Source organism: Bacteroides gallinaceum (assembly GCF_030373775.1).
Taxonomy (GTDB): Bacteria; Bacteroidota; Bacteroidia; order Bacteroidales; family Bacteroidaceae; genus Phocaeicola; species Phocaeicola excrementipullorum.
Map to the genome: position 1 here is coordinate 1 of NZ_JAUDEN010000047.1, position 14414 is coordinate 14414.

Below are 14414 nucleotides of genomic sequence, written 5' to 3' on the forward strand. Positions count from 1 at the left end.
TTTAGGCCGGAAACCAATGTCGTTTCAAATATTTTTATTAAGTTTGTGCTTATCAATGAAAAATCTGTATTTGTATGAAAACAATGTGTATTTCGAAGGTTTCATGTGACGATAAAGTTTTGGAGGCACAACAAATTCCAGCCCTGTTGGACGCATCTGCTGTTGTTTTTCAGCCTATATGCTGTGTGAATTGGAAAGATTATCCTTATTGTCCGGATGTTAAATTCCGAATTGCTCATACAGGCAGGAGTCTTCTGTTGGAATATCGCGTCAAAGAAGCGAGTGTACGTGCTGTAGCTGCTTCTGATAACGGACGTGTATGGGAGGATTCCTGCTGCGAGTTCTTTTTTCAAGTTCCGGGAGATAAGGAAAATTATTATAATTTGGAATGTAATTGTGGGGGAACGTTATTGATAGGCTATGGGCGTAAAGGTGAGAGAGAACATGCGCCTGTTGAAGTAACATCGGCTGTGAAACGTTGGAGCTCGTTGGGAAAAGCTCCTTTTGAGGAGCGGATAGGAGAGTGTGAATGGCAGATGGCTCTGCTGATTCCTGCAGATGCTTTCTTCTGTCACCAAATTGAGCACTTTGTTGGAATGACCGCGCGTGCTAATTTTTATAAGTGCGGTGATCTGTTGGCAACTCCCCATTTCTTGTCATGGAATCCGATAAATCTTCCGGAACCCTGTTTCCATTGTCCGGAATTCTTTGGTTCTGTACATTTTGAGTAGGTGATAATTGATTCTGACCAGTACTGTATCCAGCCTTGCGCGGTTCTTATTATGGGTGTGAAGGGATTGCAAGGCTGTGTAATATAAGAGCAATAGACTATTTTTGTATTTATTGGTACATATTTTTCATGGGTATGGTATATTTTGTTCTATATTTGAAATCCTAATATTGAACTAGCATATACCATTACCATGAAAAAGATTATATTCTTTGTTCTTATAAATTTGTTTGCTGTTATAGTGTGCTGCAATTTGCAGGCTATAAATCAGAACTATTACTTTAAAAATTTTAGTGTAGAGGATGGGCTCTCCCAAAATACGGTCAATGCTATATTGCAAGATCGTGAAGGTTTCATGTGGTTTGGAACCAAGGATGGATTAAATCGCTATGACGGTTTGCTGTTCCGTCAGTATAAATACAACAGCAATGATATTCATAGTTTGGGAAATAATTTTGTGACTTCTCTTTATGAGGACAAGGAAGGGCATATATGGGTTGGAACCGATTTGGGCTTGTATATTTATTATCCTGAACGAGATCAGTTTGAACATTTTAAATTATCTAGTAAGGACGGTGTAAGAATAGAACGTTCTGTAACCACAATCGTGGGAGATAATGAAGGACGTGTGTGGATGGCTGTGGAGATGCAGGGTGTTTTTTGTTATGATCTACGAAATCACATACTGCTGAATTATTCTTTGCAGCATTTTCCTGGAATTTCGACAAATGTCCAATCTTTGGCTTTTGATAACAGCGGAACAATATGGGTTGGTTTTTATGGTGATGGCCTTTATTATACTAAAGATTGTTTTTCTACACTTCACTCTTATTTGTCAGCAGACGGCAAGGAAATATTCGATAATGAGGTGGTTGTCAAAATGCTGGTTGGTAGTTACAATCGTATGTATATCGGATCGACTCGTGGCGTTAAAGAATTGAATCTGACATCAGGCCGTCTTCGTTGCATATTGAGCGTAGACGAATTAGAGGAAAATATTTACTGTAGGGATCTGTTGGTTAACTCCGGAGATGAACTTTGGGTTGGGACAGAATCGGGCATTTACATTTATAATGTCCGTACAAGCAACTATGTACACTTGCGCAGTTCCATGTACGACGCTTATTCGCTTTCAGACAATGCGATTTATTCGTTATGCAAAGATAGGGAGGGAGGAATCTGGATCGGTTCTTATTTCGGAGGGGTAAATTATTACCCACAGCCCTATACCTATTTTGAAAAATATTATCCCAAGGCAGATGATAAAAGTCTTCACGGAATGCGGGTTCGTGAATTTTGCCAGGACAAGCAGGGTATCTTATGGATTGGCACTGAAGACGGCGGTTTAAATCGGTATAATCCAGCAACTCGAGAGTTTTCTTTTTTTGAGGCGAGCGAAAGATTCTCAAATATACATGGATTATGTTTGGTTGACAATGAATTATGGGTAGGTACTTTTTCGAAGGGACTGAAAATTATAGATACCAGGAGTGGAAAGATTGTCAGGACATACCAGAAAACAGAATCCAAAGGAACGTTGATAGACAACAGCATCTTTTCAATCTGCAGGACGAATGCGGGCAATATTTATCTGGGAACGATGTTTGGCCTGCTGCGTTACGACAGGACAACGGATGATTTTCATAAGATACCGGAATTGAAAGGTTGTTTTGTTTATGATATAAAGGAAGATTATAATGGTAATTTGTGGTTGGCTACTTATGCCAATGGAGCCTGGTGTTATGATGTGAATCTGAAAAAATGGAAAAATTATATGCATGTGGAGGGAGATACAACCAGTCTTCCTTATGATAAAGTTCTTAGTATTTTTGAGGATTCACGCCATCAGGTGTGGCTGACAACCCAAGGAGGTGGTTTTTGCAAGTATCGTCTGCAGTCTGATGATTTTGTTTCATATAATTCCAATGTTGGATTGCCCAATGATGTGGTATATCAGATTGCCGAAGATACAGAAGGTTTGTTTTGGCTGACAACCAATAGTGGGCTTGTTAGTTTCGATCCCGTGGAAAATGTGGTGAAGAAAGTATATACTACGGCGAACGGTCTGTTGGATGACCAGTTCAATTATCGTTCGAGTTTTATATCTGATGACGGAAAGATTTATTTTGGCTGTACAAATGGTTTTGTAGCTTTTACGCCAGAGAATTTTACTGAAAATAAATATGTTCCTCCTGTTGTAGTGACGGATTTTATGTTGTTTGGCAAAGCGGTTCGTGTGGGGGAAGAAGATTCGCCTTTGAAACAAAACATAACCTTTGCTGATAAAATATCTTTGCGCTCTGATCAAAACTCATTTTCTTTGCGTATAGCGGCTTTGAGCTATCAAGCTCCGAAGATGAATCGGTTGATGTACAAGCTGGACGGTTTTGATAGTGACTGGCTGCTCATGCGCGAAAGCTCTTTGATCAGTTATTCAAACTTGCCGTATGGCAATTATGTGTTTCAAGTCAAAGGTTCAAACAGCGATGGGGTTTGGAATGAAGTGGGCAAAAAACTGTTGATTGAAATACGTCCTCCTCTATATTGTTCTGTATGGGCATATATTGTCTATGCGTTGACATTCATGGGATGTTCATTTTATGTTTTCTGGTATCTGAAACAGCGAAGCATTCGTCGTCATTGCAGGCAGATTGAAAAATTTGAGCAGGAGAAAGAACGTGAGATTTATAGGGCTAAATTTGATTTCTTTACAAATGTTGCGCATGAAATACGAACTCCTCTTACATTGATAAAGGGTCCGTTGGAGAATATCCTTAAAAAGAGCGGGCTGGACTCTGAAACATGGGAGGATTTAAATATTATGCAGCAAAATACAGAAAGGCTGTTGAGTTTGACAAACCAGTTGTTGGATTTCAGAAAGGCGGAAAGTCATGGTTTCCGCTTAAATTTCAGCAAATGTAATATTTCAGAAATTTTACGTGAAACTCATTTGCGCTTTACTTCTACAGCAAGGCAAAAGGGTCTGGACTTTACATTAGAACTTTTCGATCAGGATTTTTATGCGCATGTAAATAAAGAAGCATTCACTAAGATTATCAGCAATCTGTTTAATAATGCCTTGAAGTATGCAGCCAGTTATATACATGTTCGGCTGCAGGTTGATTCTACGGGTCAGAATTTTCAGATTTCTGCAATAAATGATGGAAATTTAGTCCCATCTGCGATGAAAGAGGAAATATTTAAGCCTTTTATTCGTTTTGATGGTCAGAGCGGCGGGCAAGTGTCTGCGGGCACAGGCATAGGGCTGGCTCTATCACGTTCGTTGGCGGAATTGCATCAGGGGAGTCTTTTCATGTCGGATAGGGATGATGTGAACGAATTTTGTTTGAGGCTGCCGGTTATGCACTCTTCTACGATTGTTCTGGAGTCGGATGCTGTAGGCAGTGTGGAATCAGACAATTTATGCAATGAGCATAGCGGAGAGATCAAAACCGCGAAACTGACATTATTGGTCGTTGAAGATAATGCAAGTATGCTTTCATTCATAGCTCGTCAGTTGTCGAATGAATATGAGGTGTTGACCGCTTCCAATGGAGAAAAAGCTTTGTGTATACTGGATGAGCATTTTGTGAATCTGGTAATCAGTGATGTCGTAATGCCCGTGATGGACGGTTTCGAACTCTGTAAAACGATTAAGGCTGACCTGAACTACAGCCATATACCAGTTATACTGTTAACCGCCAAAACCAATATGTCATCTAAGCTGGAGGGACTGGAAATGGGTGCTGATGCCTATATTGAAAAACCTTTCTCAACCGAATATTTATTGGCTGTTATCGCTAATTTAATTAATAATAGAGAAAAGTTGCGCCAGTCTTTTGCAAAGTCCCCATTTGTAGCTGTAAATACGATGGCTCTGACAAAAGCGGATGAAGAATTTATAAAGAAATTGAATGACATTATTTCTGCAAATCTAAACAATTCGGACTTTTCAACAGACGATATGGCGGATTGTATGAATATGAGCCGTTCTAACTTTTATCGCAAAATAAAAGGCGTTCTGGATTTGACTCCTAATGAATATTTGCGTATAGAGCGTCTTAAGCGGGCTGCTCAGTTGTTGAAGGAAGGTAAATGCAGGGTGAATGAAGTTTGCTACGCTGTTGGCTTTAACTCTCCTTCTTACTTTGCCAAATGTTTTCTGAAGCAATTCGGAATGTTGCCAAAGGACTTCGTGAAATAGAGTGGCTTTTCTTTCTTTTGATTGCAATAATCATATCATATAGTGCTTAATGGGATATTTCTTTCATTAGTTAGGATATCTGTGATAGTTTGAAAAAAGGATACGAGTTAACTTTGTAGAAACAAGTTTTATTAATAATCGATAAATTAAGTAAGTATGATTAAGAAAGTTATTGCTGCGTTTGCGCTTATGTTGTCGTTTCAGTCTGCATCTGCTCAGATTGACCTGTTGAAAGATTTTCCTAAAGGATATGAACCGGAAGTAATAGGCAAACGGATGGCCTATCATTTTGTGGGGGGCAAACATTTGTTGCATGTAGGAAAATGGATAAGCTATCCGGAAACGTTTACATGGAATGGAGCACTGAATTTTGGCGATGTCACAAAAGATAAAGAGCTGGTAAAACAATTGCAGAATCGTTTTGAACCTTTGTTCACGACAGAGAAAGCCTTGCTTCCTATTATGAATCATGTAGATGTAAACATGTTTGGAAGCCTGCCTCTGACTCTTTACAGGATAACAGGAGAAAAACGTTATTATGACTTGGGCATGCCTTATGCCGATACACAGTGGGAAGTTCCGGAAAATGCGTCGGCCAGCCAAAAAGAATGGGCGGAAAAAGGATATTCCTGGCAGTCACGTTTGTGGATTGACGATATGTATATGATTACAATCGTGCAAACACAAGCCTATTTGGTTACGGGCGACCGCAAATATGTGGATCGTGCAGCTAAAGAAATGGTTCTTTATTTGGATGAACTGCAGCGCCCGAACGGCCTGTTTTATCATGCAACGGATGTTCCGTACTATTGGGGGCGTGGAAATGGCTGGATGGCTGCGGGAATGACCGAATTGTTGCGTTGTTTGCCTAAAGACAGTGAATATCGTCCACGTATTCTGAAAGGTTATCATAAGATGATGAAAAGTCTGAAAGAGTTTCAGACAGAAGAGGGCATGTGGCGCCAGTTGTTGGATCAGCCTGATTGCTGGATAGAAACTTCAGGCTCGGCCATGTTTGCATATGCTTTTATTGAAGGAATAAAGAATGGCTGGCTGGATGCTGAAGAATATGCGCCGGTGGCTCGTAAAGCATGGATGGCTATGGTTGCTTATGTAAATGAAAATGGAGATGTACGTAATGTTTGCACCGGTACAAATAAAAAGAATGACAAGCAGTATTATTATGACCGGAAGCGCAATGTAGGCGATTATCATGGCCAGGCGCCTTATTTGTGGTGCGCTGTAGCTTTGACTCAATTGAAAAAATAATCTTGAAGAGAAGCTATGCGTTTCCTTTATGCTTTTTTGATAATCTTGCTGTTTCCTTATGCTGCTCCTGTTATGGGGCAGCATAAGGGGCGGGAAGCTATGGATACAGCCCGTATATGGCTTGCTTCTGACGCCGTGCATGGGGGCTGCCATGTATGGAAGATGAAGAGGGTGCAAGATCTCAGTGACGATGGCAAGCATATTTCTACATTGGGATATCGCACGGAAGGATGGATGCCTGCTGTTGTTCCAGGCACCGTGTTGCGTTCGCTGGTCTATAATAAGGTTTATCCTGAACCGTATTATGGAATCAACAACAAGCTGGATTCTCACCTGATTCCTGATATTTCAGAAACAGGCAGGGACTTTTATACTTATTGGTTCAGGACAGAATTTGCTGTCCCGGAAACATTTGACAAAAAGAATGTCTGGATGCAGTTGGATGGCATCAATTATAGAGCTGAGGTTTGGGTCAATGGGAATTTGCTGAGCATGATCAATGGGATGTTCGTCAAAGAAGTCATCAATGTAACAGATTTTGTCAATGTCGGTTCGTCGAATGTTTTGGCCATCAAGGTTTATCCTGTAGATATGCCTGGTTCTACAGCACCGAAAACATGGGGGGCTGCGGGCGAATTTCATAATGGCGGCAACGGAAACATTGGCTTGAATACGACCATGCTGATGAGTGTGGGGTGGGACTTTACGTTTATGGACGGTATCCGTGACCGTTGCACTGGAATCTGGAGGGGCATCTCGCTATATACCACAGGAGATGTGGCTTTGCGGGATCCTTTTGTGAAATCCGACTTGCGGAAGCCTGATTATGATGAAGCGCATGAAACAGTATCTGTAGAAGTAATAAATCCGTCTAATGCAAACCGTACTGTCCGTTGTAGGGTCAGAGGAGAGATTGTAGGCGAGGATATCATTTTTGAACAACACGTGAGTCTGATGCGTGGAGAACGCAAACTGTTGACTTTTGCACCTGCTGATTATCCGCAGCTGGTTATGAAAAACCCAAGACTGTGGTGGCCCGTCAATAAAGGCCCGCAGAATCTATATAAAGTGAAACTGACGGTATATGTAAATGATAACCCCTGTGACTCTGTCAGTACGACTTTTGGTATCAGAGAGATCGTGTCTGATGTAAACACACCGGACGGTTCGCGGAGCTTTTACGTGAACGGCAAACGTTTGTTTATCCGAGGTTCCAATTGGATACCTGAAGCCATGCTGCGCAATTCGGACGAGCGTACCTATGCGGAGCTTCGGTATACACGTCAGGCAGGCATCAATCTGCTGCGCATGTGGGGCGGTGGCATAGCCGAATCAGATTATTTCTTCCAGCTTTGCGATGAACTGGGCATTCTTGTGTGGCAGGAATTCTGGATGACAGGAGATACGAAGCATCCACAGGACAGAAGTGTGTATTTTAGCAACGTAGCTTCTACTGTGAAGCGCATACGGAATCATCCGTCGCTGGCTTACTATGTGGCGTCGAATGAAAGTACTGAAGTGAGCGGAATGTCTTCCCTGCTGGAAGAGCTGGATGGAACGCGCGGGTATCAGATGCAGTCGGAATGTGCAGGAGTGCATGACGGGAGTCCTTATAAGCAAGTTAATCCGATGCAGCATTATGAAGATACTGCTTCTCCCCGCGGCAGTCGGGTCAATGGATTTAATCCGGAATATGGTGCGCCCACTCTGCCTACAGTTGAGATCCTCCGTGAAATGATGGACGAAAAAGACCTTTGGCCTATAAACAAAGAGGTATGGGATTATTTGGACGGAAACGGTTTTCACGGCATGACGACACTTTATACAGACCTGGTGAATCAATACGGCGTGTCGCAATCCATTGATGAGTTTGCGGCCAAAGGGCAGCTTGTTGGCGCTGTCAATTCGAAGAGCATTTGGGAGGTATGGAACTATAATAAGCTGGATTATGGTAGCCGCTTTTGTTCGGGCGTGCTGTTCTGGTACCACAATTGTCCGGTGCGGCAGGTTTCGGCAAGAATGTGGGACTGGTCTTTGGAGCCAACGGCTTCTCTGTATCATACAGCGAATGCCTTGGAACCTTTGCATGCCCAGTTTGACTATCTGACAAATACAGTGTCTGTGGTAAATGATTATTATAAGGCATTCGACAACTGCCGGGTGAAGGCTGTGGTATATGATATGGACAGCCGAAAGGTTTGGGAAAAAGAAGCTAGAGTTGATTTGCCTTGTGATGGAGTTGTGAATGATGTCTTCCGGATTGATTTCCCGGAACAGATTTCACAGGTACATTTCATACGGCTGGCTCTGGAGAATGAAAAGGGAGAGGAAATTTCTTCAAATTTCTATTGGCGTTCAAAAGATAAATATGAGGGAAAGAATACTTTGACAGGACCAGCAACGTCGGGATTTGAAGATTTGCAGCATATGAAACATTCCAGGTTGAAATCTTCTTATAAAATGAAGATAGCCAATGGCCGCTGCTTGGTTGATGTGGTATTGAAAAATACTTCAAGGCAGATCGCTTTTTTCAACCAACTGCAATTTTTGAATGCTGAAATGCAGCCTGTCCGCCCCTCGTTCTATACAGATAATTTCTTCTCGTTGATGCCGGGAGAGGTAAAAACGGTTACCATTGAAACGGCAGAGAGAAATTTGGCCGGTGGTCTGATATTGAGAATAAAAGGTTGGAATGTCGAAACAGTAACCCGAAAATTGAAATGAATAGCTTGGTGAGATCTTTTTTGTTGGGTGTCGGACTGTCGTTTTCTGTGGTGCTTTTTGCGTCATCGGGAGAAGAAGATATGTCACATCCATGGTCATTAGGTCCGTTTGTCCGTCCTGAGGGAGCGAATCCCGTCCTTGAACCCCGTTCGTCAACAGACTTTTTTTGTCCCATGCGTAAGCAATCGGTCAAATGGGAAGAAGGTGATGTCTTTAATCCGGCAGCCGTTGCAACCGGAGAAAAGATCGTTGTTTTGTATCGGGCAGAAGATAAGTCCGGAGTCGGTATCGGCAAGCGGACTTCCCGCATAGGCTATGCAGAAAGTACTGATGGGCTGTCTTTCTCGCGGTCATCTGTTCCTGTGCTTTATCCCTGCGATGATGCGTTTAAAGAGATAGACTGGCCTGGAGGATGCGAAGATCCCCGTGTGGCAATGACAGAAGAAGGGCAATACGTGATGCTGTATACATCCTGGAACCGTAAAAAACCCCGTCTTTCTGTCGCTACTTCGTGGGATCTGAAGCATTGGACGAAACACGGGCTGGCTTTTTTGAAGGCATATGACGGACGTTTTGCTGATATGCCCAGTAAATCGGCGTCTATACTTACGAAAGTGAAAGACGGCAGGCTTGTCATTGATAAAGTGGATGGCAAATATTTTATGTATTGGGGGGAATATGCCGTGCATGCGGCTGTTTCAGAGAATCTGGTTGACTGGTATCCCGTTTTGGATGAGAAGCGTCAGCTGAAGAAACTTGCTCTTCCCCGAAAAGGATATTTTGACAGTCAGATGACAGAGTGCGGTCCTCCTGCCGTCCGTACGAAGCATGGGATCGTCCTGTTGTATAATGGAAAGAACGAGCGTGGGATAAAGGGTGATACATTATATCATGCTGGAGCATATTGTGGAGGGCAGCTGCTGTTTGATAAGGCTGATCCGTGTAAGGTTGTCGGGCGTTTGAACAAACCATTCTTTGTTCCTGAAGCTTCTTTCGAAAAGAGCGGCCAGTATGCAGACGGCACAGTCTTTATTGAAGGACTGGCATATTATAAGCGTAAACTTTATTTGTATTATGGCTGTGCCGATTCACGGGTCGGTGTGGCGGTTTGCGCTGATATAGAGAATATATTCTAGTTTAACTTGTTAAAATTTATTATTATGAATGCTTGCAAAAGATTTATAGCGGGTGCAGCAGTGATGATTGCTTCATCTGCAGTCTTTGCTCAGGTTTCTCTTTCCTTGAAGGTCAATGGCGACAATGTATTTCCTTTGGTGGATTCAAGGGAGTGTGCTTCATTATATTATGATGAAGCAGACTTTTCTGTGATAAAGAAATCGTCAGAATTGTTTGCAGATGATGTACAGCGGGTCACGGGAAAGAAAATTGTTTATGGTTCGGATAAGGCTCTGCTGGCTGATCATAGCATTATTGTAGGAACTGTTGGGCATAATAGGCTGATTGATGAGATGGTTTCTAAAGGACAGATTGACACGCTTGGACTGACGGGACGTTGGGAAAGCTATGTGATCCAGCTGGTTAAAAGTCCGTTGCGGGGCGTGAAGCAGGCTTTGGTGATAGCAGGAAGTGACCGTAGGGGAACTGCATATGGCTTGCTCTCCGTATCTCGTGCTATAGGTGTTTCACCCTGGTATTGGTGGGCTGACGTTCCGGTCAGGAAGCAGAAGAACCTTTATCTCGCAGTGAATAAAACACTGTCGAAAGAGCCCTCTGTGAAATATCGGGGAATTTTTATAAACGATGAAGACTGGGGACTCTATCGCTGGGCGAAACTGAATTTCGAGAAAGAACGGGGGAACTTTGGTCCAAAGACGTATGCCAAAGTTTGTGAACTGTTGCTGCGCTTGCAGGCCAATTACCTCTGTCCGGCCATGCACGACGCTTCGATGGCTTTTCACCGGATTCCTGAAAACAGACTGGTTGCAGATAGTTTTGCGATAGTGATGGGGTCTTCTCATTGCGAACCTTTGCTGTTCAATACGGCCAGTGAGTGGAATAGCAAAACGATGGGTGAGTGGGACTATGTAAACAACCGCAGCGGCGTTGACAGCATATTGAAATTGCGCGTTGAGGCTTGTGCTCCTTTTGAGAATGTTTATACACTGGCCTTGCGAGGGCTTCATGACAAGGCGATGAAGGCAAGCAATGACATGTCTGCCAGGAAAGATATGTTGCAGGAAGCACTGATGAATCAGCGCAAGATGCTGGCCGATGTGACAGGGAAGCCGGCGAATGAAATACCTCAGGCATTCACTCCGTATAAGGAGGTTTTGGACGTATATGACGAGGGACTTGAGTTGCCGGATGATGTTACTATCATCTGGCCGGACGACAATTACGGTTACATGAAGCGGTTGAGCAGCCCCAAGGAGCAGAAGCGTTCGGGACGTTCAGGAGTTTATTACCATGCGTCATATCTGGGCAAGCCGCATGATCATTTGTGGATGAACACCACTTCGCCTGCACTGATGTATGAAGAATTGCGGAAAGCGTATGACATGACGGCTGATCGGATCTGGCTGTTGAATGCCGGCGATATAAAGTCGTGTGAATTTGCAGTGGACTTTTTTCTGGAGATGGCATACGACATTGATTCGTTTAGCATGGATCGTGCGGCCACATACCGCGCAGAATGGTTATCCCGTTTGATCGGCGATGAATATGAAGCCGAATATGCAGATGTATGGGACTCGTTCTATAGACTGGCTTTTGTCCGCCGGCCTGAGTTTATGGGCTGGGGATATCAGTGGGCGACAGACAAGCATGGCCGCGAGCGTAATACGGATACGGATTTTTCTTTGACTAATTATCGGGAGGCAGACCGCCGTTTGGCCGAATACCGTCGTATCAGTGACATAACGGAACGTATTTATAAAGAACTTCCCGAAGAAAAAAAGGCCTGCTTTTATCAGATCATGTATTATCCGGTGAAAGGATGCGAACTTTTAAACCGTATGGTATTGGACGGGCAACGCAATCGCTGGTATGCCATCCAGCAGCGGGCAGCGGCAAACCGGCTGGCCGATGCTGTCAAGGTTTGTTATGACAGCCTGAACATTATAACGCAGGGCTATAATGACCTGCTCGGCGGGAAGTGGAATCACGTTATGACGATGAAACAAGGTTTCGCCGCAGCTTATTTTGAACTGCCTAAATTGTATTCCGTTGATTTGCTCGCAGAGCCGTCGCTGGGAGTTATGGCTGAGCAGGAGGATCTGTTGAAGGGGGCGAAGAACTTTCATTCGTTGCCTTGCTTCAGCGCCTATCTTCCGGACGTGTCGTATTATGTAGACGTGTTCAATAAAGGCTCCAAAGCTCTGAAGTGGAAAGCTTCTGTTTCGGCTGAATGGATTCTGCTGAACAAATATGCAGGAAATACGTTCACAGAAGATCGCATAGAAGTGTCTGTCGACTGGAAAAAGGCTCCTTTAGGCGAACGTGTCTGTGGCATGGTGGAGGTGACATCGGACAACGGTGACAAAGAAAGCGTGTGGGTGTCTGTCTTCAATCCGCCTTCGCCATCGGACCTCGACTCACTGTATGTGGAAACTAACGGTTACGTATCTATTGATGCGGCGGGCTTTCATCGCAAAGTTGAGAACGATGCCATTAAGATGATGATACTTCCGAATCTGGGCGTTGAGAACGTATCTGTTCAGATGGGCAATCCGACAGCTCCTCCCCAGCGTACGGGAGGGCGTAACACGCCTCGTCTGGAATATGACTTTTATACCTTCGAGCAAGGGTCAGTGGATGTCTATACTTATGTGTTGCCAACGTTTGTAACCAGTTCGGATCGGGGATATGCCGGTCATGAGGCCACTAATATTGAAACTAAGTATGGAGTTTGCATTGATGAAGGCCCGGTGATGAACCCTTCTACCTCTTCGTTTGAATATGCTCAGATCTGGTATGAAAGTGTATTGAAGAACTGTCGCGTTAACAAGACAACGCTCCATATAGACAAGCCGGGCAAGCATACAGTGAAGATTATCTGTGGAGATGCCGGAACGGTGTTGCAGAAGATTGTACTTGATTTTGGCGGCATGAAACGGTCTTATTCGGGGCCTCTTCCTACAAGAGTGATGAAGAAATGATTTATAAACCGCAGACAACATGGCTTGCAAGAAGGTGTGTCAAAATAAAATTTGACTGTCAAGAAGTAATGTTATGTTGAACGAAGTGAAATGTCCTGCATGTATCAGCTTATGTCCCCGAGTTGCTTCGCTTTGCTTGGGATGACAAAATGAAAGTTGATTTGTGTTTTGATACACTCTCGTCGGGTTTTGTTGTCTGCGTTTTTTGTATTATGAAAATTATGAAGAAATTCTTTGTCCTGCTTTTATGTCTGTCGGCATCCTTCGGTTTCAATATGGCGCAGACGTGTGGAAAAGGCATCAAGGTCTTGCAGCTGAACTTATGGGGCGGAACATCCAAAGTGTCGGATGGTTATCAGGGATTCCTTGATCTTTTGGAAGAGGTTGATCCGGATATTGTCTTCTTGTGTGAAATCAGCGGCGGGCAGAGGTTCGTGCACCGTGTGATTCAGGACATGAAGCAGAGGGGCAAGCTGTATTATGGCGAGGCCTTTGATCTGGCTGTCGGCTTTTTGAGCAAAATCCATCCGGAAAAAGTACAGAAACTGTGTACTGTTCCCGGAAATGAAGAGCGTACAATGGTGAAATTTCTGGTTACGGCAGGCGGTAAAGAGGTGGCTTTTTACTCTTGTCATTTGGATCATAGGCATTATGAATGTTATATGCCCCGTGGATACAGCGGAACAACCTGGAAAAAGATTGACAAGCCTGTAACAGATGAGCAGGCTGTTTTGGCAGCCAATCGTTTGGCTTATCGGGATGAGTCGGTTGCGGCTTTTCTAGAAGAGGCCAGAAAGGATATAGCATGCGGTCGCGAAGTAATTATAGGAGGTGACTTTAACGAGCCTTCTTGTTTGGACTGGCAGGATAGTACCAGGCACTTGTGGGATCATAACGGAGCGGTTATTCATTGGGACTGTTCAAGGATGCTGCTGGATGCAGGCTTCAGGGACGCTTATCGGGAGAAACATCCGGATCCGGTTCGTTTTCCGGGTTTTACTTTTCCTGCCGGCAATCGCCATGCGCTTGACAGATTGTCTTGGGCACCGGATGCTGATGAGCGGGACCGGATTGATTTTATTTATTATTATCCGGCATGCAGCTCTTTAAAGCTGCAGAAGTGTGTCTTGGTGGGTCCCAGAGAAACCGTGTTGAGAGGGCGTATTGAGGAAAACGGTTCGGAAGACCCGATTTGGGTTCCTGCGTGTGTATGGCCAAGCGATCATAAAGGGAATCTGGCAATATTTGCTTTTGCCGGATGTAGCCGGTAGGTTAGGATTCTGTCAAATGGATACTTCTGCGTTTGTTTTCTTGAAAAGTGACAAGGCAGACAGCTTGATGCGGAGCCTTTCGCGGAAAAAAGTTGCAT

The 14414-nt window shown here is 43.8% G+C and carries 7 protein-coding genes; all 7 read left to right on the forward strand.

Going from position 1 to position 14414, the window contains the following annotated elements; all coding sequences use genetic code 11:
- Positions 1–74 precede the first annotated feature (74 nt).
- The 7 genes from QUW60_RS14510 (at position 75) to QUW60_RS14540 (ending at position 14316) form a co-directional block, all read left to right on the forward strand.
- On the forward strand, positions 75–731 hold the full coding sequence (locus QUW60_RS14510) for a carbohydrate-binding family 9-like protein (protein WP_289561373.1): 657 nt from the start codon (positions 75–77) through the stop codon (positions 729–731).
- A gap of 192 nt (positions 732–923) precedes the next feature.
- The gene (locus tag QUW60_RS14515; RefSeq protein ID WP_289561375.1) at positions 924–4934 is read left to right on the forward strand and encodes a hybrid sensor histidine kinase/response regulator transcription factor; all 4011 of its coding nucleotides are present in this window, start codon (positions 924–926) and stop codon (positions 4932–4934) included.
- 156 nt (positions 4935–5090) lie between these two features.
- A complete protein-coding gene (locus tag QUW60_RS14520) occupies positions 5091–6203 on the forward strand; it encodes a glycoside hydrolase family 88/105 protein (RefSeq protein WP_289561377.1) in 1113 nt (370 codons plus the stop codon).
- A gap of 72 nt (positions 6204–6275) precedes the next feature.
- Entirely contained in the window at positions 6276–8927 is a 2652-nt protein-coding gene (locus QUW60_RS14525) for a beta-mannosidase (protein WP_289561379.1), read from the forward strand.
- 47 nt (positions 8928–8974) lie between these two features.
- Positions 8975–10063, forward strand: coding sequence for a beta-1,2-mannosidase (locus QUW60_RS14530; RefSeq protein WP_491745710.1), 1089 nt, complete (start codon positions 8975–8977; stop codon positions 10061–10063).
- A gap of 63 nt (positions 10064–10126) precedes the next feature.
- Positions 10127–13045, forward strand: coding sequence for a glycosyl hydrolase 115 family protein (locus QUW60_RS14535; RefSeq protein WP_258337723.1), 2919 nt, complete (start codon positions 10127–10129; stop codon positions 13043–13045).
- Positions 13046–13266: 221 nt separating this feature from the next.
- Positions 13267–14316 (forward strand): endonuclease/exonuclease/phosphatase family protein, encoded by a 1050-nt coding sequence (locus QUW60_RS14540; protein WP_289561385.1) that lies wholly within the window; start codon positions 13267–13269, stop codon positions 14314–14316.
- The last annotated feature ends 98 nt before the right edge of the window (positions 14317–14414 follow it).

Coding starts and splice junctions, on each gene's coding strand:
- QUW60_RS14510 (WP_289561373.1), top strand. CDS start 75: ATGAAAACAATGTGTATTTCGAAGGTTTCATGTGACGATAAAGTTTTG.
- QUW60_RS14525 (WP_289561379.1), top strand. CDS start 6,276: ATGGGGCAGCATAAGGGGCGGGAAGCTATGGATACAGCCCGTATATGG.
- QUW60_RS14535 (WP_258337723.1), top strand. CDS start 10,127: ATGATTGCTTCATCTGCAGTCTTTGCTCAGGTTTCTCTTTCCTTGAAG.
- QUW60_RS14515 (WP_289561375.1), top strand. CDS start 924: ATGAAAAAGATTATATTCTTTGTTCTTATAAATTTGTTTGCTGTTATA.
- QUW60_RS14540 (WP_289561385.1), top strand. CDS start 13,267: ATGAAGAAATTCTTTGTCCTGCTTTTATGTCTGTCGGCATCCTTCGGT.
- QUW60_RS14520 (WP_289561377.1), top strand. CDS start 5,091: ATGATTAAGAAAGTTATTGCTGCGTTTGCGCTTATGTTGTCGTTTCAG.